Origin of the sequence: Cupriavidus sp. WGlv3 (genome assembly GCF_023952475.1) — a bacterium.
GTDB lineage: Bacteria > Pseudomonadota > Gammaproteobacteria > Burkholderiales > Burkholderiaceae > Cupriavidus > Cupriavidus phytorum.
The window spans coordinates 375,886-393,369 of the sequence record NZ_JALHRX010000002.1; the positions used below are offsets into that span (position 1 = coordinate 375,886).

Annotated in this window: 19 protein-coding genes; 11 read left to right on the forward strand and 8 right to left on the reverse strand. The window is 68.9% G+C overall.

Translation table 11 applies throughout. The annotated features are described in order from the left end of the window. Positions 1-102 precede the first annotated feature (102 nt). The 4 genes from pdhA (at position 103) to MKD38_RS05120 (ending at position 3,754) form a co-directional block, all read left to right on the forward strand. On the forward strand, positions 103-1,188 hold the full coding sequence (gene pdhA / locus MKD38_RS05105; RefSeq protein ID WP_252674958.1) for a pyruvate dehydrogenase (acetyl-transferring) E1 component subunit alpha: 1,086 nt from the start codon (positions 103-105) through the stop codon (positions 1,186-1,188). Positions 1,189-1,249: 61 nt separating this feature from the next. Further along, positions 1,250-2,227 carry an alpha-ketoacid dehydrogenase subunit beta gene (locus tag MKD38_RS05110; protein WP_252674959.1) on the forward strand — a complete coding sequence of 326 codons (978 nt, stop codon included), beginning with the start codon at positions 1,250-1,252 and terminating at the stop codon, positions 2,225-2,227. 45 nt (positions 2,228-2,272) lie between these two features. Continuing rightward, a complete protein-coding gene (locus MKD38_RS05115; RefSeq protein ID WP_252674960.1) occupies positions 2,273-3,391 on the forward strand; it encodes a dihydrolipoamide acetyltransferase family protein in 1,119 nt (372 codons plus the stop codon). A gap of 168 nt (positions 3,392-3,559) precedes the next feature. Continuing rightward, positions 3,560-3,754 carry a ribbon-helix-helix protein gene (locus MKD38_RS05120; RefSeq protein ID WP_018006421.1) on the forward strand — a complete coding sequence of 65 codons (195 nt, stop codon included), beginning with the start codon at positions 3,560-3,562 and terminating at the stop codon, positions 3,752-3,754. A 1-nt stretch (position 3,755) separates the two neighbouring features. On the opposite strand, the gene MKD38_RS05125 is transcribed toward MKD38_RS05120, so the two are convergent. Further along, entirely contained in the window at positions 3,756-5,441 is a 1,686-nt protein-coding gene (locus tag MKD38_RS05125) for a SulP family inorganic anion transporter (RefSeq protein WP_252674961.1), read from the reverse strand. A gap of 225 nt (positions 5,442-5,666) precedes the next feature. Between MKD38_RS05125 and MKD38_RS05130 the strand changes: the two genes are divergently transcribed. Together MKD38_RS05130 and MKD38_RS05135 are read left to right on the forward strand one after the other, a co-directional pair. Then, entirely contained in the window at positions 5,667-6,104 is a 438-nt protein-coding gene (locus tag MKD38_RS05130; protein ID WP_252674962.1) for a universal stress protein, read from the forward strand. Positions 6,105-6,196: 92 nt separating this feature from the next. Then, the gene (locus MKD38_RS05135; protein WP_252674963.1) at positions 6,197-6,853 is read left to right on the forward strand and encodes a peroxiredoxin; all 657 of its coding nucleotides are present in this window, start codon (positions 6,197-6,199) and stop codon (positions 6,851-6,853) included. A gap of 327 nt (positions 6,854-7,180) precedes the next feature. Here the strand turns inward: MKD38_RS05135 and MKD38_RS05140 are convergent, their stop codons facing one another. From MKD38_RS05140 to MKD38_RS05150, 3 genes are all read right to left on the reverse strand, one after another. Continuing rightward, positions 7,181-8,167 carry a chemotaxis protein gene (locus tag MKD38_RS05140; RefSeq protein ID WP_252674964.1) on the reverse strand — a complete coding sequence of 329 codons (987 nt, stop codon included), beginning with the start codon at positions 8,165-8,167 and terminating at the stop codon, positions 7,181-7,183. 141 nt (positions 8,168-8,308) lie between these two features. Next, positions 8,309-8,569 (reverse strand): MoaD/ThiS family protein, encoded by a 261-nt coding sequence (locus MKD38_RS05145; protein WP_116296932.1) that lies wholly within the window; start codon positions 8,567-8,569, stop codon positions 8,309-8,311. A gap of 28 nt (positions 8,570-8,597) precedes the next feature. Next, positions 8,598-9,755 carry a beta propeller repeat protein gene (locus MKD38_RS05150; protein WP_252674965.1) on the reverse strand — a complete coding sequence of 386 codons (1,158 nt, stop codon included), beginning with the start codon at positions 9,753-9,755 and terminating at the stop codon, positions 8,598-8,600. Positions 9,756-10,334: 579 nt separating this feature from the next. On the opposite strand from MKD38_RS05150, the gene MKD38_RS05155 reads away from it, so the two are divergent. Continuing rightward, positions 10,335-10,958, forward strand: a complete 624-nt coding sequence (locus MKD38_RS05155) for an N-acetyltransferase (RefSeq protein ID WP_252674966.1) — start codon at positions 10,335-10,337, stop codon at positions 10,956-10,958. Positions 10,959-10,975: 17 nt separating this feature from the next. Here the strand turns inward: MKD38_RS05155 and MKD38_RS05160 are convergent, their stop codons facing one another. Then, on the reverse strand, positions 10,976-11,185 hold the full coding sequence (locus MKD38_RS05160) for a hypothetical protein (RefSeq protein WP_252674967.1): 210 nt from the start codon (positions 11,183-11,185) through the stop codon (positions 10,976-10,978). 467 nt (positions 11,186-11,652) lie between these two features. On the opposite strand from MKD38_RS05160, the gene MKD38_RS05165 reads away from it, so the two are divergent. Beyond that, complete coding sequence (locus tag MKD38_RS05165) at positions 11,653-13,056, forward strand: NCS2 family permease (RefSeq protein ID WP_252674968.1); 1,404 nt, start codon at positions 11,653-11,655, stop codon at positions 13,054-13,056. Between the two features lie 146 nt (positions 13,057-13,202). On the opposite strand, the gene MKD38_RS05170 is transcribed toward MKD38_RS05165, so the two are convergent. Beyond that, entirely contained in the window at positions 13,203-13,613 is a 411-nt protein-coding gene (locus tag MKD38_RS05170; protein ID WP_252674969.1) for a VOC family protein, read from the reverse strand. A gap of 329 nt (positions 13,614-13,942) precedes the next feature. Between MKD38_RS05170 and MKD38_RS05175 the strand changes: the two genes are divergently transcribed. After that, the gene (locus MKD38_RS05175) at positions 13,943-14,251 is read left to right on the forward strand and encodes an H-NS histone family protein (protein WP_252674970.1); all 309 of its coding nucleotides are present in this window, start codon (positions 13,943-13,945) and stop codon (positions 14,249-14,251) included. A gap of 86 nt (positions 14,252-14,337) precedes the next feature. Here the strand turns inward: MKD38_RS05175 and MKD38_RS05180 are convergent, their stop codons facing one another. Continuing rightward, a complete protein-coding gene (locus tag MKD38_RS05180) occupies positions 14,338-14,871 on the reverse strand; it encodes a hypothetical protein (protein WP_252674971.1) in 534 nt (177 codons plus the stop codon). Positions 14,872-15,005: 134 nt separating this feature from the next. Here MKD38_RS05180 and MKD38_RS05185 point away from each other — a divergent pair, with 134 nt between their 5' ends. Together MKD38_RS05185 and MKD38_RS05190 are read left to right on the forward strand one after the other, a co-directional pair. After that, the gene (locus MKD38_RS05185; RefSeq protein WP_252674972.1) at positions 15,006-15,239 is read left to right on the forward strand and encodes a hypothetical protein; all 234 of its coding nucleotides are present in this window, start codon (positions 15,006-15,008) and stop codon (positions 15,237-15,239) included. A 213-nt stretch (positions 15,240-15,452) separates the two neighbouring features. After that, positions 15,453-16,481: an AraC family transcriptional regulator gene (locus MKD38_RS05190; protein ID WP_252674973.1), complete on the forward strand. Its 1,029-nt coding sequence runs from the start codon at positions 15,453-15,455 to the stop codon at positions 16,479-16,481. Between the two features lie 13 nt (positions 16,482-16,494). On the opposite strand, the gene MKD38_RS05195 is transcribed toward MKD38_RS05190, so the two are convergent. Next, positions 16,495-17,415, reverse strand: coding sequence for a LysR family transcriptional regulator (locus tag MKD38_RS05195; protein ID WP_252674974.1), 921 nt, complete (start codon positions 17,413-17,415; stop codon positions 16,495-16,497). Positions 17,416-17,484 lie beyond the last annotated feature (69 nt).

Sequence of the window (17,484 nt, forward strand, 5' to 3'; positions counted from 1 at the left end):
CACGGCAGGGATCACAACGCGATCATTGCCGCGGAGGGCTGCGAAGATCCTCGCCCCGGTCCGCGCGGATCCTGTCGAGACAACCGCATCGAGAGACCTGCCATGTCCACGGTTGCGCGCTTTGAGATCGGCCATACCCGCTACCTTGCCCCACCGGGCGACACCACTCCCACCACCGCTTCCCCTCCCCCGTTCGCGAGCGATCCTGACGCACTGGTGCCGCTGTACCAGGCGATGGTGCTGACGCGCCAGTTCGACCTGAAGGCAATCGCGCTGCAGCGCACCGGCAAGATCGGCACCTTCGCCTCGGCGCTGGGCCAGGAGGCGATCGGCGTGGGCGTGGCCTACGCCATGCGGCCGGAGGATGTGCTGGTGCCCTCGTACCGCGACCACGCCGCGCAGTTTGTGCGCGGTGTCACGATGACCGAGAGCCTGCTGTACTGGGGTGGCGACGAGCGCGGCAGCGGCTTTGGCGCGGCGCCGCATGACTTTGCCAACTGCGTGCCGATCGGCACCCAGGTGTGCCACGCAGCCGGCGCCGCCTACGCGTTCCAGCTGCGTCGCGAGCCGCGCGTGGCGGTCTGCCTGCTGGGCGACGGCGGCACCTCCAAGGGCGACTTCTATGAAGGCATGAACATGGCCGGCGCCTGGCGCGCGCCGCTGGTGATCGTGATCAACAACAACCAGTGGGCGATCTCGATGCCGCGCAGCGGCCAGACCGCGGCGCAGACGCTGGCGCAGAAGGCCATTGCCGCGGGCATCCCGGGCGAGCAGGTCGACGGCAACGACGTGGTCGCAGTGCGCCACCGCGTCGGTGAAGCCATCGCGCGCGCGCGCGACGGCGGCGGCCCCGCGCTGATCGAGGCCATCACCTACCGGCTGGGCGACCACACCACCGCCGACGATGCCTCGCGCTACCGCGACGAGGCCAGCGTCAAGGCGCACTGGCAGCACGAGCCGCTGCTGCGGCTGCGCACCCACCTGCTGGCGCTGCATGCCTGGGATGCGGCGCGCGAGGAGGCGCTGGTCAGGGCGTGTTCGCAGCAGGTGGCGCAGGCGGTCGAAGCCTACCTGGCGATGCCGCCGCCGGACCCGGCCGCGATGTTCGACTGCCTGTACGCGGCCATGCCGGCCGAACTGCAGGCGCAACTGGAGATCGCGCGGCGCTTCCCGGGGCAGCACGGCTAGCCGCCGCTGCACGGGCACTCGTCCGCACTCCTCCATCGAACCGGCCCACAGCGAGCGAACCATGGCGGAAATCAATCTGGTCGAAGCAGTCAACCTGGCGCTGGCCCATGCGCTGGAGCACGATCCCGATGTGCTGCTGCTGGGCGAGGACATCGGCGTCAACGGCGGCGTGTTCCGCGCCACTGTGGGCCTGCAGGCGCGCTTCGGCGCCGCGCGCGTCATGGATACGCCGCTGGCCGAAGGCGGCATCGTCGGCGCGGCCATCGGCATGGCGGCGATGGGGCTCAAACCCGTGGCCGAGATCCAGTTCACCGGCTTCATCTACCCGGCGGTCGATCACATCATCAACCACGCCGCGCGCATGCGGCACCGCACGCGCGGGCGCCTGGCCTGCCCGCTGGTGGTGCGCTCGCCGTGCGGCGCGGGCATCCACGCGCCCGAGCACCATTCCGAAAGCCCGGAGGCGATGTTCGCGCATATGCCGGGCATCCGCGTGGTAGTGCCGTCATCGCCCGCGCGCGCGTACGGGCTGCTGCTGGCCGCGATTGCCGACCCCGATCCGGTGATCTTCCTCGAGCCCACGCGGCTGTACCGGCTGTTCCGACAGGAAGTGGCCGACGACGGCGCCGCGCTGCCGCTCGATACCTGCTTCACGCTGCGCGAAGGCAGCGACCTTACGCTGGTGAGCTGGGGCGCGATGGTGCAGGAGACGCTGGCCGCCGCCGACGCGCTGGCCGCCGAAGGCGTGACCGCGACCGTTATCGACGTGGCCACGCTCAAGCCGCTCGACATGCAGACCATCCTGGACGCGGTCACGCGCACCGGCCGCTGCGTGATCGTGCACGAGGCCCCGCGCACCGCCGGCTTCGGCGCCGAGATCGCGGCGCAACTGGCCGATGCGGGACTGTACTCGCTGGCCGCGCCGGTGCAGCGCGTGACCGGCTTCGATACCGTGGTGCCGCTGGCGCGGCTGGAATACACGTACCTGCCCGGCGTCGCGCGCATCGTCGATGCCGCGCGCAGGGCGCTGGCGGCGTAGGCGCCAGCCAGTGCGCGCAATGTTCAAGCCTGCCAAGGAGGACCGATGAGAGTCTTCAAACTGCCCGACCTGGGCGAAGGCCTGCAGGAGGCCGAGATCGTGGCCTGGCACGTCAAGACCGGCGATACCGTGGCCGCGGACCAGCCGCTGCTGTCGGTGGAGACCGCCAAGGCGATCGTCGAGATCCCGTCGCCTTATGCGGGCAGCATCGGCAAGCTGTTCGCGCAGCCGGGCGACATCGTGCACCTGGGCGCGCCGCTGGTCGCCTTCGAGGGTGCCGGCGACGATGCCGACGCCGGCACCGTGGTGGGCTCGGTCCAGGTCGGCACGCACGTGGCCAGCGAAGCAGCGCCACCCGGCACCGCGGCGCCCGCGGCGGGCATGGCCGCGCGCGTCAAGGCCACACCCGCGGTGCGCGCGCTGGCGCGCCGGCTTGGCGTCGACCTGGCGATGGCCACCGCCTCGGGGCCGGAAGGGGTGGTCACCGCGGCCGACGTGGAACGCGTCGCCAGCACGCTGGCCGAGCTGGGTGCGCCCGAGGAACTGCGCGGCGTGCGCCGCGCGATGGCGCAGAACATGGCGCGCGCGCAGGCGGAAGTGGCCGCCGCCACCGTGATGGACGACGCCGACATCCACGCCTGGCACGCCGGCGCCGACGTCACCATCCGGCTGGTGCGCGCGCTGGTGGCCGGCTGCCGCGCCGAGCCCGGGCTCAATGCCTGGTATGAAGGGCAAACCGGGCGCCGCCACGTGCTGAAGAAGATCGACGTCGGCATTGCCGCGGACCTGCCCGAGGGCCTGTTCGTGCCGGTGCTGCGCGACGTCGGCAACCGCGACGCCGCCGACCTGCGCCACGGCCTCGACCGCATGCGCGCCGACATCCGCGCGCGCACCATCGCCCCCGAGGAAATGCGCGGCAACACCATCACGCTGTCCAACTTCGGCATGATCGCGGGGCGCTATGCCGCGCCCATCGTGGTGCCGCCCACCGTGGCGATCCTGGGCGCGGGACGCGTGCGCGACGAAGTGGTCGCGGCCGCCGGCGCGCCCGCGGTGCACCGGGTGATGCCGCTGAGCCTGACCTTCGACCATCGCGTGGTCACGGGCGGGGAAGCCGCGCGCTTCCTGGCGGCGGTGATCGCGGATCTGGAGATGGCGGAGTAAGGAAGACTACTGGTTTTGCCAGTACCAGCTGTGTGCTCCCTCTCCCGCAAGCGGGAGAGAGGAGCAAACCGTCCGCGTGCCAGCCGCCCTCGGTTGCCGCGGCAGCGCTGTATATAATGCCCTTCCCATCGCCGCCGCCATCACCGGCCCGGACCGCCGCACACCCTCATGGAATCCAAGACCGCCCGCCTGACCATCCTGATCGACCCGGTCAAGAAGAAGGCCTTTGAAACACTGTGCGCCGCGCAGGACCTGACGCCGTCGCAGGTGGTGCGCCAGCTGATCCGCGATTACCTGGCGCAGCACGGCGTGGATTACGCCACCAAGCCGAAGCCGGCGGGCAGCACGCGCCAGAAGAAGTAACTCAGCGCGTGGCGGTGCCCTCGCCTGGCTTGTCCTCGGCCAGCGCGGCGCAGCGCTGTGCCGCCTGCGCCAGCGAATCCGCGTAGTTGCCCTCGCCCAGCGCCGCCAGCACGCCGGCGCGCGCCAGCTTTTCCCTGACTCTTGGGTTGGCTTCGGCCAGCACCACCGCGACGCCGCGCTTCTGCAGCGTGACGATCACCGCCTCGAGCGTCTGCAGGCCGGTCATGTCCATGAAGGGCACGCGGCCCAGGCGGATCAGCAGCACGCGCGGCTCGGTATGGGTCTGCACCAGCGCACGCTCGCACGCTTCGACGGCACCGAAGAAGAACGGGCCGTCGATGACATAGACCAGCACGCCCGACGGCATTGCCGCCGCCGCGCCGGTGCCGGCATCGCCCAGTTCGCGCGCCACCGCCTCGGCGGCCTGGGGTGCCACCTCCACCGACGCCGACATGCGCCGCAGAAACTGCAGCATGGCCAGGATCACGCCGATATTGACTGCCACCACCAGGTCGGTCAGCACCGTCAGCGTAAAGGTTATCAGCAGGATCGCGACATCGGCGCGCGGCGCGCGCCGGACCATGCGGGCGAACTGGCGCATCTCGCTCATGTTGTAGGCCACCACGAACAGGATCGCGGCCAGCGCGGCCAGCGGCACGCTGGCCGCGAGCGGCGCCAGGAACAGCAGCACCAGCACCAGCGTGAGCGCGTGCACCACGCCGGCCAGCGGGCTGTTGCCGCCATTGCGGATATTGGTGGCGGTGCGCGCGATCGCACCCGTGGCGGCAAAGCCGCCGAACAGCGGCGCCAGCACATTGGCGATGCCCTGGCCGACCAGCTCCTGGTTGGAATCATGCCGGGTGCCGGCCATGCCGTCGGCCACCACCGCGGACAGCAAGGACTCGATCGCGCCAAGCATGGCAATGGTGAAGGCAGGCCCGGCCAGCTCCAGCACCCGCGCCAGCGTGATGTCCGGCATGGCCGGCACGGGCAGGCCGCGCGGCAGGCCACCGAAGGCGGTGCCGATGGTGGCCACGCCGTCGAAGCGGAACAGCGCCTGCACCGCGGTGGCCACCACCAGCGCCACCAGCGGCCCCGGCACGCGCCGCAGCCAGCGTACGCGCGGCGCGCCTACCACCAGCGCCAGGCTGCCCAGCGCCAGCGCGGTGGTGGCCGGGTGCCATTGCGGCAGCGCCTGCAGCAGGTGCCAGAGCTTTTCATGGAAATGCGTGCCGGCCACCGGCGGCAGCCCGAAGAAATCGCGCCACTGGCCGACAAAGATGATCACGCCGATGCCGGCGGTAAAGCCGACGATCACCGGCGCGGGAATGTAGCGGATCACGCTGCCCAGGCGTGTCAGCCCCATCGCCAGCAGGATCAGGCCGGCCATCAGCGTAGCGATCTGCAGCCCGTCTATTCCGTGGCGCGCCGTCACCGCCGCCAGCACCACGATAAAGGCGCCGGTGGGCCCGGCGATCTGCAGCCGGCTGCCGCCGAACAGCGACACCGCCAGGCCGGCGACGATGGCGGTGTACAAGCCCTGCTCCGGCTTCGCCCCCGAGGCAATCGCGAACGCCATCGCCAGCGGCAGCGCCACCACCCCCACGATCACGCCCGACACCAGGTTCGGTAGCCAGTTGCCGCGGCGGAACAATCCGGCCAGCCAAGCTTCGCGCAGCGCAATCATGCGTCGGTTCCTTCCGTCGGTGCGGGGGTACAGGTGCATCGGATGATAACAGCATGTTAATGTCCGGCCGCGCCGCCGGCTTGCCTGCCGACGGTGGTGCGTCGCGCTGGTGTGCTGTTCCTTGCTGTTCCTTATGCCGCGCAATTCCTATACTGGATTGGCTCGCCCGCCGGTGCGCGGACGCGCCGGGCAGGCGCGGTATCTCTCTGCAAGCGGAGGCTCATCATGTACAGGCACCTCCTAGTACCGACCGATGGCTCTGCGCGCGCCGATGCCATGGCGGGCCGCGCGATGGCATTCGCCAGCCGCATCGGCGCCCGCGTGACCGGGCTCCATGTGCTTCCCGAGTACCACGTGCTGACCTACCGGCTGACCAGCCTGCAAGACACCAAGAGCAACTTCGCCGCCGAAGCCGCGCGCCACGCCGACACCTTCCTGGCCGCGCTCAGCCACACCGCGGCGCAGGCCGGCGTGCCGTGCGACACCATCACCGCCACCGATGACCATCCCTGGCAGGCCATCATCGCCTGCGCGCAGCAGCGCGATTGCGACCTGATCGTGATGTCGTCGCATGGCAAGCGCGGGCTGCAGGCGCTGCTGATCGGCAGCGAGACACACAAGGTGCTGACCCATAGCACGATCCCGGTGCTGGTCTTCCGCTAGCGGCGGAGCGATGGCGGGATAGCGGACATTAGCGGGCAAGCGTGCGCGGCGACGCGCGATTCCAAACCAAGCCAACTGCAAGGAGCGCAACCATGGCGATTCGACTGGGCGAGCAAGCCCCTGATTTCACCGCCGAGACCACGGAAGGCCAGATCAGCTTCCACGAGTGGATCGGCGACGGCTGGGCCATCCTGTTCTCGCATCCCAAGGACTTCACGCCGGTGTGCACCACCGAGCTGGGCTACATGGCCCGGCTCAAGCCCGAGTTCGACAAGCGCAATACCAAGATCATCGGACTGAGCATCGATCCGGTGGGCGACCACCAGCGCTGGGTCAAGGACATCGAGGAAACGCAGGGCTGTACCGTCAACTACCCGATGATCGGCGATGCCGACCTGAAGGTGGCCAAGCTCTACGACATGATCCACCCCGAGGCCAGCGGCGGCGGCCCGCGCACCGCGGTCGACAACGCCACCATCCGCTCGGTGTTCATCATCGGCCCGGACAAGAAGGTGAAGGCGATGCTGGTGTACCCGATGAGCGCGGGGCGCAATTTCGACGAGGTGCTGCGGCTGCTGGATTCGCTGCAGCTCAATGCGAAGCACACCGTGGCCACGCCGGTGAACTGGAAGCCGGGCGAGGACGTCATCATCCCGACCTCGGTCTCGGACGAGGAAGCGAACAAGAAATACCCGCAGGGCTTCAAGACGCTGAAGCCGTACCTGCGCACGGTGGCACAGCCCAAATAGCGCAACGGCACAGGACGGGCGGGGAAACAGGGAGAGCGAGGAGCGGCGGCGCCAGGGAGCGCGGCGGCGCGGGAGCCCGCGCCAGGCCGCGGTCGGGGCTTCCCGGCCGGCATCGCCTGATGCCGGCCGGGAGCGCACCGGCGAGCCCGATTTGTCCACAAAAAATATCCACAGGAACAGTGGATATCCCCCCTCTTGACAACCGCGAAGGGCGCGCCCGCGCTGGAACGTGCTGGAGTGCCCGTTTTATAGGCAACCAGCCGGCGTACGGGAATGGTTGCGGGCGCTTGCATTTTGTGCCTGCCGCTGAGCCCCGTGACGGCGTGCTTAACGGGTCAGCACCGCGCGGATGGTGTCGGCCAGTTCCTTGGCGACGAACTTGGCCACGTAGGCATCGGCGCCCACCTTGCGCACATGCTCTTCGCTGGCCTCCCCCGACAGTGATGAGTGGATCACCACCGGCAGCGATTTCAGCCGGCTGTCGGCCTTGATCTTGCGGGTCAGCGTAAAGCCGTCCATCTCGGGCATTTCCAGGTCGGTCAGCACCAGCGCCACCTCGTCCTGGAGCGGGCGGCCGTGGCTGGCGGCCTCGGCCGCGATGCGGTCGAGCAGTTCCCAGGCTTCCTTGCCCGACTTGGTCATCACCACTGGCGCGCCCAGGGCCTTCAGGCCCTGCTCGATCAGGCCGCGCGCCAGCGCCGAGTCGTCCGCGGCAATCACTTTGGCGCCGGGGCGCAGTTGCAGCTGCGGTCCGACCTCGCCCGGATCCACGTCAGGCTGGCGCGTCGGCAGCACGTCGCGCAGGATCTGCTCGACGTCCAGCACCTGCACCAGGCGTGCCGCTTCCGGGTTGCCATCGGCGCCCTCGGCCCCGTCCGCACCGCCGTCCAGCTTGGCGATGCTGGTCACATGGCCCGTGCGCACGCTGGCCTCGGCCGAATGCACCTGGTTCCATTCCAGCCGCACGATCTCCTCGACGGCTTCGACCGCGAAGCCCTGGGTCGAGCGCGCGTATTCCGTCACCAGCAGGATGCCCAGGCCGCCGCGCGGCTTGCAGCCCACCAGCCGCGGCAGGTCGATCACCGGGATCACCTGGCCGCGGATATCGGCCATGCCCAGGATCGACGGGTCGGCGCCGACCACGGTCGTCACCGGCGGCATCACCAGGATCTCGCGCACCTTGAAGACGTTGATGCCGAACAGCTCCGACTGGCCGGAATGTTCCGCCTCGCCGAGCCGGAACAGCAGCAGCTCGAACTGGTTGTTGTTGGTGAGGTTAGTCCGTTCGTCGATGTCCCTCATGGAACTGCTCATGCGTCGCTCCCGTGCCGTGCGTGTGGTGTGTTGCCGCCATCGTTGTCATCTGCCTGCGGCCGCGGCGGATGGCGCACGGCAGGGTTCATGACTGGATATCGGCCGGGGGCACGGGGAGTTGAGCGGCGCCGCGGCCGGGCGCTAGCCCCCGGCCAGTGCCTGCAGGATATGGACCTCGTCGGTCTCCCGCAGCGGCGCATCGAGCCGCATCAGCTGGGTGCGGTTGACGAACACGCGGATATACGGGCGCAGCTTGCCCTGCTCGTCGACGATGCGAAAACGCATGCCGGGAAACTGGCGCTCGAGGTCGTCGAGCAGCTCGGCAATGCTGGCGCCGCGGGCCTCGACATATTCGCGCTGTCCGGTATAGGAGAACAGCGGCGTGGCGATACGGACCTGCATGGTGAGTCCTCCGGCGCGGCGGCGGCGCTCAGGCCGGACGCGCCACGCTGACCGCGTAGATCTGCGGCAGGTTGCGGGCGATGCATTGCCAGGCCGCGCCTTCGTCCGCGCTGGCCCACAGCTCGCCGCCGGTGGTGCCGAAGTACACGCCCACCGGTTCGTGGCCGTCGGTGGCCATGGCCTGCCGCTTGACCGTGAACCAGCTCTGTTCGGCGGGCAGGCCGCGGTCCTGCCGCTGCCAGGTCTCGCCGCCGTCGCGCGTGACATAGGCGGCGGGGCGGCCGCCCGGGCTGACGCGCGGCCACACATCGCTGCCATCCATCGGGAACACCCACACCGTGCGCGGGTCGCGGCGGTGCGCCACGATCGGGAAACCGATGTCGCCCACTTCGGCCGGCATCGCCTCGCCGATCCGCTTCCACACGCCCTCGCGGCGGTCCATCCGGTAGATGCCGCAATGGTTCTGCTGGTACAGGATGTCCGGGTTGGCGGGATGCTGCAGCATGCAGTGCGGGTCCTGGCCGTATTCCGGGTTGGGGTCGGGCAGGAAATTGGCGATGCTGCCGCGGTTCAGCGGCTTCCAGTCGGCGCCGGCGTCGGTGCTCTCGAATACGCCGCCGCTGGACATGCCGATATACAGGTGGCGCGCATCGCGCGGATCGACCAGCACGGAATGCAGCTTGGGGCCGTCAGGGGTGCCGTCCTGCTCGCCGCCGGTCCAGGCGCGCCACATCGGATGGTCGTTGAAGCCGGACACCGGCTCCCAGCTCGCGCCATGGTCGGCACTGCGGAACAGTCCTTGCGGCGAGGTGCCGGCGTACCAGGTGCCAGGCTCGCTGGCATGGCCGGGGGTGAGCCAGAACACGTGGTCGACCACGCGGCCGGTCTCGCCCTCGGGCACCTTGTCGAACGCGGGCGGGCGCGCCGCCTCGGTCCAGTTGCGGCCGCCGTCGGTGGAGCGGAACACGGTCGGGCCCAGGTGACCGGTGCGGGCCGCCATCAGCAGGCGCGACGGCTCGCGCGGGTCCTGCACGATGTGGTGGATGGTATGGCCGAGGAAGGTCGGGCCGTCGATCTGCCAGCTGCGGCGCGCGCCGTCGCTGGTCAGGTACCAGGCGCCCTTGGTGGTGGCGACCAGCAGCCGGACCGGGCCGGTATCCGTTTCGGGGGTGGGGGAAGTCGTCATCTTGGCTCCTGCAAGAAGGCCGGGTGAACGATGTTTCCGAGTCTAGTACATGTAGACAGTGTTCACAATGAACGATGACGATGGCTGCTGCCGGCCCCCTCGCACCCGGCCGCGAGCACCCGAAGTAAAACGACGTTCACCGCGGAAGCCGGCAACTTGACTGGACATTCCCGATGAAGTGTGGCATAAGCAATGTTCCTTCGCACCATTGCGCCCCCAGCCTCCATGCCTTGCTTCGCCCGTTTCGCCACCCTGAACCGCCCGGCCCAGCCGGCGGCAGGCGTGCGCGTACGCGCCGCGCAGCAAGGCCTTGCCCCTGACTTGGCCAGGCACTTTCCCGCCTGCAACCCGGTCCGCCGCGCCGTGCTTTTCCTGGCCGTGCGGGCAGTTCGGGGCGCCACCCTCCAGCCCTGAGCTTTCCCGCACGGCCCATGTCGCGGATGCCATCCGGCACCCGCTCGATCATGCAGCCAGGAGAAAGCCAGACATGTCACCGCTCTACCGCCACACCTTTTGCGCCATGGTGGCGCTCGCCGCCCTCTACCTGCTCCTCAATTCCTGAGCGGATCGGAGACTGCCATGGTGAATTTCCATGCCCTGCGCCTGCCGGCGCCGGCGCTGCCGCGCGCGCTCGAGCTGCGCATCGACGTTGAACTGGCCCCCGCCGAGATCGAGCGCGAACTCGACGCCCTGCACGGCCGCATCGACCGGCCGGGCGACCGCCTCCATGCCATGCCCGCCCTGCCGGCGGGCGCGCCGGGCCTGCGCCTGCGCTACCGCGAGGCGGACGGCGAGTACTACGTGTATGTGGAAGATGTGATGCAGCGCCGGCTGGCCGGTTATACCGTCTTCAACCGGCTGAGCGAGGTCGGCCGCAGGGCCGATCCGTGGGTGCGGGCGCCGCATAGCAAGTTTGCGCCCGCTTACCAGCGCCGCGGCCTGGCGCGGGCGCTCTATCGCTGGGCGCTGGACGGCGGGCTATGCCTGCTGAGCGGCGCGCGGCAGTCGGCCGGCGCCCACGCCTTGTGGCAGGCACTGGCCCCCGACTACGCCATGGGCTATGTGGATTTGCGCAGCAAGACGCTGACGTGGCTGGGCGATACCATCGATGCCGCCACGCGCGAGGGGCTGCATACGCGCATGCTGCTGCTCGGGCGCGGCTGGACGCTGGAGGCGTTCATGGCCCGCACCGGCATGTACTGAAGCAGCGCGCGCTGCTTTTACAGCCAGCGGATCGGCGCGGCCTCGCGGGCATTGGCCGCGTACAGCGTCCAGCCCTGTGCAAAGTAGGCGCGCACGCGCGCCGCCAGCGACAGACCGCCGCCCATGCGGGCGTAATAGGCGACATCGCGCCCCGGCTCCGCTGCGGCGGGCCTGGCAGCCTTGGACTTGGCGGGCTGGCGATAAAGGGTGTCGGCGAGTGCTTGCATAGCGATTCTTCCTTTCCGGTGGGAAACAGGTTTAGTGCCTCATGAAGCACTTATGGCCGGGATTCGGCCCGGATCACGAGACGACTCAGGGTTATCCCTAGTATAGAGAAGTCGACCCTCGGGCATCCGGGTCATTCCCTATAGGCCGTATAAGCGTCGCCTGATAATGGCAGCCGCCGAAAACGCCACCCGGAGCGGCGTCGCCGCCTAGAGATACTCAGGCATCACATTCGATATTCCCCGTCGCACATGCCGCGCATTGAGCGCCGGTGATGATGGCTGGCGCCGCCTCACCTAGCCTTCAGCCTTGCCCGGATCACGCCCACAGAAGGCACCGACAAGCGGCACACCGATAACAGCGGGGTTGGCCAGGATTTCCGCCTCCAGCCCAGACCAGAACCACGTGAGACCGCCTGACGACGTTCCGCACGACGGACGTTGCAGCGCCCGCAAGGAGACAGCTCATCATGATCGAACAACCCTATCCGTCGTCCGCGGCGGAGGCCGATCCCGCACGCCCCCACGCCCCCCACGTTCCGGAAGTCAAAGGCCGGCTCGACGCGTTCTTCGAGATCACCGCGCGCGGCAGCACCCAGCGCCAGGAAGTGGTGGCCGGCGTCACCACCTTCATGGCGATGGTCTACGCCGTCTTCGTCGTGCCGGGCATGCTGGGCAAGGCCGGCTTCGACACCAGCGCGGTCTTTGTCGCGGTGTGCCTGACCACGGCCTTCGGCTCGCTGCTGATGGGCCTGTGGGCCAAGCTGCCGATCGCCATCGGCTGCGCCATCTCGCTGACCGCGTTCATGGCCTTCGGCCTGGTGCTGGGTCAGGGCCTGTCGCCGGCGGTCGCGCTCGGCGCGGTGTTCCTGATGGGCCTGATCTTCACCGCGATCTCGGTCACCGGCGTGCGCAGCTGGATCCTGCGCAATTTGCCGGCCGGCGTGGCGCACGGCACCGGCATCGGTATCGGCCTGTTCCTGCTGCTGATCGCCTCGAATGAAGTCGGGCTGGTGGTCAAGAACACGCATGCCGGCCTGCCGGTGGCGCTGGGCAAGATCACCTCGTTCCCGGTGGTGATGTCGGTGCTGGGCCTGGCCGCGATCTTCGGTCTCGAGCGCCGCAAGGTGCCGGGCGGGATCCTGCTGGTGATCATCGCGATCTCCGCGCTGGGCCTGGCCTTCGACCCGGCGGTGAAGTTCACCGGCGTGTTCGCGCTGCCGTCGCTGAGCGCACCGGGCCACGAGTCGCTGATCGGCGCCATGGACGTGCGCGGCGCGCTGACGGCCGCCGTGCTGCCGAGCGTGCTGGCACTGGTGATGACCGCGGTGTTCGACGCCACCGGCACCATCCGTGCTGTCGCCGGGCAAGCCGGGCAGCTCAATGCCAACGGCCATATCCACAACGGCGGGCGCGCGCTGACCGCGGACTCGGTCAGCTCGATCTTTTCCGGCATGTTCGGCGGCGCCCCGGCCGCGGCCTATATCGAGTCGACCGTCGGCGTCGCCGCCGGCGCCAAGACCGGCCTGACCGCGGTGGTGGTGGGCCTGCTGTTCGTGGCGGTGATGTTCTTCTCGCCGCTGGCCGCGCTGGTGCCGTCGTACGCCACCGCGCCCGCGCTGATGTACGTCGGCCTGCTGATGCTGTCGAGCGTGAGCCGCCTGCACATGGACGACCTGGTCGATGCGCTGGCCGGGCTGGTCTGCGCCGTGTTCATCGTGCTGACCTGCAATATCGTCACCGGCATCATGCTCGGCTTCTGCACCCTGGTGGTGGGCCGCATCGTGGCCGGCGAATGGCGCAAGCTCAATCTCGGCACCGTGGCGATCGCGGTGGTGCTGGCGGCGTTCTACGCCGGCGGCTGGGCGATCTGACACCACCCTGCATGACCGCGTCCCGGATGCTGCCGGGACGCTGACAACCAGATGTCTCCTCCACCGCGATCCAGGTGGATTTCAAGCCCGGGCTTCCTGCTTTCCCGGGCTGTTTTTTTTGGCGCTGGCCCGGCGCGAGGGCGCGTTCACTGCGACGCCTGCATTGCCGCCATATCCATATACACCAGCTCCCAGACATGGCCATCCAGGTCCTGAAAGCCATGGCCGTACATGAAGCCCAGATCCATTGGCGGCTTGTAGGTATTGCCGCCCGCCAGCACCGCGGCATTGACCATTTCATCGACGCGGGCCCGGGTTTCCATCGACAGGCAAACCAGCACTTCGGTGGCTTTGCGCGCATCGCAGATGTCGTTGGGCGAGAAGCTGCGGAACTTGGCTTCGGTAAGCAGCATCACGAAAATATTGTCGCCGACGATCATGCAGGTCGCGGTATCGTCGGTAAATTGCGGATTGAAGGAAAAGCCCAGCTGCGTAAAGAAGTCAATCGACTTCGGCAGGTCGCGCACGGGTAAATTGACAAAGATCTGCTGACTCATACGGGGCTCCGGTAGTCGTGACGTGGCACTGCGCGGGGCGCAGACAAACAGTCTAGGCGCTAAAGCCGGGCGGCGCGCGTATTTCGATTGACCCTGAATGAGGGCAAGAAAATGGAAACCCGGCACAGCAAAACGACCATTGGCTGAAGCAATGTCGCGGCCATGGTTGCGGCAATCGTTTCCGCATTCGGCATGACCATGATGCCGACCAGCGCCCCGACAATCTGTCCGTGCAATCTGCGTTATTTTTTGTAAAATTTTTTCAGGTGCCCTGTCACCTGAATTTCTAGTACCATGCAGCGGCCTAATTGCAGAAAGGGGATATATAAATGGCGACATACAAGCAACTCCTGGCTGAGAAGGAAGCGCTGGAAGCCAAGCTGAATGAAGTGCGCGCGAACGAAGTGGCGGGCGTGATCGATAAAATCCGCGAACTGATGACCGAATATGGCCTGACCGCGGAAGACATCCTGCCCCCGCGCAAGCGCGGCCGTCCCGCCGGCAGCAGCGCGCGCAAGACTGCCGCCGCCCTGCCCCCGAAGTACATGGATCCCAAGACCGGCAAGACCTGGTCGGGCCGCGGCCGTGCGCCAGCCTGGCTGGGCAAGCGTCCGGAGCGCTTCCTGATCGAGCAGTAAGCAGGCCTGCCGCCGGGGCTCAGCTGGCCGCGCCGGTGGCCCGCTGCCCCGCCAACCCGTCCGCAGCCGGGGAGCCCGGACGGGTTTCACAAAGCCTGGCAGACATAATCCTTTCGTAGCGCCCTGAAACCCTGCTGCGTCGGCTCGGCCGTCAGGCGCGCGCCGCCGTCGGCCAGCGGCTGCAGGCGCAAGATCCGCGCCGAACACTGGCTGGCGGTCTCGTCCCGCTGGTATCGGATCTCATACTGCGCGCCGGCCACCGGCACGAATGACACGCCCGCGGCGCAGCGCATCTCGGGCAGCGGCGGCGCGGCGGCCGAGGTCACCGCCACATAGATGCGCCGGCCCGCTTCGACCAGCCGTTCACGCGTGCGCGCGGCCGGCTCCGGCGAACGCCCGGCCATGTCCAGGCTGCGCTCCCTTCCCATCGCCGACAACTGCCTGCCCATCCCCGCCAGCACCAGCGGCCGGGCCGGATCCGGGCATCTGGCCGGATCGACGATGGCGAACGAGGTGTTTTCATCGGTGCTGGTCACCAGCCGCACGCTGGCGGACGGCGCACCGGCAGGCACCCGGTATTGCGCCACGCAGCCCGACACCGCCACGGCGGCGGCAAGCATGGGCAACACGGCAAGGCGGGACGGGAAGGCGAACGACCGGTCATGGCGCATGGCGGCGGGCAGGTTGAGTCGCGAAAAAAAAGATGCCGGTTTCGTGCAGCGTTAGCCCAAGGATGACGAAAAATGAGCCATGGATGAGCCCCGATCGTGCTGTGACCGGCCAACCGTCGGCAACCACCGGTGCCGGAAAAGCGGCATCACGCGCCGTCAAAACTGTTCAGCATACGCGCTTCCCACGCCTGCCGGCAGCCGCACAAACCCATGTTGAAAACTCCGACGTGATATCCACAGAATCTGTGGATATCCTGCCGTTCCCCGTCCGAAAACCCCGGTCTGTGCGCCACCGCACCGGACTGCCCAAAATTTAAGCAACGGGTTGCAGCGACCCGCCAAGCCAGCAGCGACGCGGCCCTACCTGTCGCCTGGCATCCAAGGGTGCCTCCCCGCATGTCCGTTAAGCTGCCTGGCACACACTTCCGGCCGCCCCGCGCCCTTGAAGGGGCCATCGTCACCGCGTAATCTCTTTCGTACCGGGGGCTGCACTGGCGCATTTGCGCCACCTTGCCAGCCAGAAAACGACGATGCCACAACAAGAGCCTATCCAGGCCGGGCCGTTGCCTCGTGACCTGCTGCACGCGCTGCGTGAAGGCGGTTACGACGTATCGGCACTCGCGCCTGCCCCGGAATCCGACACCGAGTCCGACTCCTGCGACCACCAACCCGCCGCGCATGCGGCCGACCCGCAACAGGCCATCCACCTGCTGCTGGCCGTCTATCACGCCACCGGCGACCCCGCCATCGGCTTGTGGCTGGGCAGCCGGATGCCGCCCGACCTGCTCGGCCTGGCCGGCTTGCCCGCGATGGCCGGCCCGTCATTGGGCACGGCCCTGCGGCGCATTGCGCGCTACCAGAAGCTGCTGGCCGGCGACCGCGTCGAGCTGCGCCGCCAGGGCGACGAAGCCTGGGTCTGCATCCGCCCGAGCGATCCCGAGGCGCCCGACAGCCGGCCGCGCATCGACATGGAGCTGTGCTCGCTGCTGGCCTTCGGCCGGCGCTTCACGCGCAAGCCGCTGCATCCGCTGCGGGTATCGCTGCGCATCGGCCGGCCCGCCTGGCACCTGCGCTATACCGAGGCCTTCGACTGCCCTGTGCGCTTTGGCGAGCCCGAAGACGCGATCGTGTTCGGCCGCCGCGACCTGGCGCTGCGGCTGATGGCGCGCGACCGCTCCAGCCCGGCGGCGCCTGCCGCCAGCCGCGACCTGCGGCCGGCCGCGGCCTCGCTCTACGATGTGCGCAGCGCCCTGCAGCAGCTCGCCGGCGACCGCGCCCTGAGCCTGGCCGCGGTGGCGCGCCATCTCGACATCAGCGAGCGCACCCTGCAGCGCCGGCTGATGGCCGCCGGCACCAGCTTCCGCACGCTGTGCGAAGACGCGCGGCGCGAGCTGGCCGGCCACTACCTGAGCGAAGGCGCGCTGTCGCTCGGCGAGATCGCGTTCCGGCTCGGCTTCGACGATGCCAACTCGTTCTTCCGCGCGTTCCGCCGCTGGACCGGCATGACGCCGGGCGACTACCGGCGCCACGCCGCCCCCGCGCCGCAGCCGCCGGCCTAGCCAGGGGCTGGGCTCACCCGCCGCGGAGTTGCTCCCACGGCGGGTTGTCGCCAAAGCGCTCGGCCAGGAAATCGACGAAGGCGCGCACCCGCGGCGGCACCAGCCGCCGCTGCGGCATCACCGCGTAGATGCCGGTATCGGCCAGCGGGTAATCGGGCAGCACCTGCACCAGCCGGCCGGCCCGCAGGTCGGCGCAGACATGCCAGGCCGAATGCAGCGCGATGCCGAAGCCCGCCAGCGCTGCGTCGGACAGCAGCTCGCCGGTATTGGCCTCGATCCGGCCGCGCACGCGCACGGCAACCTCGCCGCCGGCGCCATCGCCCAGCCGCCACACATCCTGCCGCCCGTGACTGCCCACCAGCAGCAGGCAATCGTGCCGCGCCAGGTCCTGCGGCGTGCGCGGCGTGCCGCGCCGGCGCAGGTAGTCGGGCGACGCGCACAGCAGCCGCCGGTTGTTGGCCAGCCGGCGTGCGACCAGCGCCGAGTCGTCGAGCGCGCCGATGCGGATCGCCAGGTCGAAGCCCGCGCTGACCAGGTCCAGCACGTGGTCGCTCAGGTTGACGCTGAGCGATACCCCCGGATGGCGCACCAGGAATTCCGGCAGCAGCGGCGAGACGTAAAGCCGCCCGAACGACGACGACGTCGTCACCCGCAAGGTGCCGGTGATACCGGTGCCCGCCTGCCGCAGCGATGCCCCCAGCGCCTCCAGGTCGTCCACCAGCGCGCGCCCCTGCTCGGCCAGCACCGCGCCCTCCGGCGTGGCGTGCAGGCGCCGCGTGGTGCGATGCAGCAGGCGCACGCCCAGCTCGCGTTCCAGCCGCTGCAGCCGCTGGCTGGCCACTGCCACCGACAGGTCCAGGCTGCGCGCCGCGGCACTGATCGAGCCCAGGTCGAGCACCCGCAGAAACAGGCCGATATCGCCGATCCGGTCCATGACTCTCAATAATTTATTGAAACTGATTATGGATCATGCCGGTTTTTACTGAAGCCGGAAAGGGCCAGA

What these genes read in the sequence shown, in the direction of transcription:
- pdhA (WP_252674958.1), top strand. Translation starts at nt 103, where the DNA reads ATGTCCACGGTTGCGCGCTTTGAGATCGGCCATACCCGCTACCTTGCC.
- MKD38_RS05110 (WP_252674959.1), top strand. Translation starts at nt 1,250, where the DNA reads ATGGCGGAAATCAATCTGGTCGAAGCAGTCAACCTGGCGCTGGCCCAT.
- MKD38_RS05115 (WP_252674960.1), top strand. Translation starts at nt 2,273, where the DNA reads ATGAGAGTCTTCAAACTGCCCGACCTGGGCGAAGGCCTGCAGGAGGCC.
- MKD38_RS05120 (WP_018006421.1), top strand. Translation starts at nt 3,560, where the DNA reads ATGGAATCCAAGACCGCCCGCCTGACCATCCTGATCGACCCGGTCAAG.
- MKD38_RS05125 (WP_252674961.1), bottom strand. Translation starts at nt 5,441, where the DNA reads ATGATTGCGCTGCGCGAAGCTTGGCTGGCCGGATTGTTCCGCCGCGGC.
- MKD38_RS05130 (WP_252674962.1), top strand. Translation starts at nt 5,667, where the DNA reads ATGTACAGGCACCTCCTAGTACCGACCGATGGCTCTGCGCGCGCCGAT.
- MKD38_RS05135 (WP_252674963.1), top strand. Translation starts at nt 6,197, where the DNA reads ATGGCGATTCGACTGGGCGAGCAAGCCCCTGATTTCACCGCCGAGACC.
- MKD38_RS05140 (WP_252674964.1), bottom strand. Translation starts at nt 8,167, where the DNA reads ATGAGCAGTTCCATGAGGGACATCGACGAACGGACTAACCTCACCAAC.
- MKD38_RS05145 (WP_116296932.1), bottom strand. Translation starts at nt 8,569, where the DNA reads ATGCAGGTCCGTATCGCCACGCCGCTGTTCTCCTATACCGGACAGCGC.
- MKD38_RS05150 (WP_252674965.1), bottom strand. Translation starts at nt 9,755, where the DNA reads ATGACGACTTCCCCCACCCCCGAAACGGATACCGGCCCGGTCCGGCTG.
- MKD38_RS05155 (WP_252674966.1), top strand. Translation starts at nt 10,335, where the DNA reads ATGGTGAATTTCCATGCCCTGCGCCTGCCGGCGCCGGCGCTGCCGCGC.
- MKD38_RS05160 (WP_252674967.1), bottom strand. Translation starts at nt 11,185, where the DNA reads ATGCAAGCACTCGCCGACACCCTTTATCGCCAGCCCGCCAAGTCCAAG.
- MKD38_RS05165 (WP_252674968.1), top strand. Translation starts at nt 11,653, where the DNA reads ATGATCGAACAACCCTATCCGTCGTCCGCGGCGGAGGCCGATCCCGCA.
- MKD38_RS05170 (WP_252674969.1), bottom strand. Translation starts at nt 13,613, where the DNA reads ATGAGTCAGCAGATCTTTGTCAATTTACCCGTGCGCGACCTGCCGAAG.
- MKD38_RS05175 (WP_252674970.1), top strand. Translation starts at nt 13,943, where the DNA reads ATGGCGACATACAAGCAACTCCTGGCTGAGAAGGAAGCGCTGGAAGCC.
- MKD38_RS05180 (WP_252674971.1), bottom strand. Translation starts at nt 14,871, where the DNA reads ATGCTTGCCGCCGCCGTGGCGGTGTCGGGCTGCGTGGCGCAATACCGG.
- MKD38_RS05185 (WP_252674972.1), top strand. Translation starts at nt 15,006, where the DNA reads ATGAGCCCCGATCGTGCTGTGACCGGCCAACCGTCGGCAACCACCGGT.
- MKD38_RS05190 (WP_252674973.1), top strand. Translation starts at nt 15,453, where the DNA reads ATGCCACAACAAGAGCCTATCCAGGCCGGGCCGTTGCCTCGTGACCTG.
- MKD38_RS05195 (WP_252674974.1), bottom strand. Translation starts at nt 17,415, where the DNA reads ATGGACCGGATCGGCGATATCGGCCTGTTTCTGCGGGTGCTCGACCTG.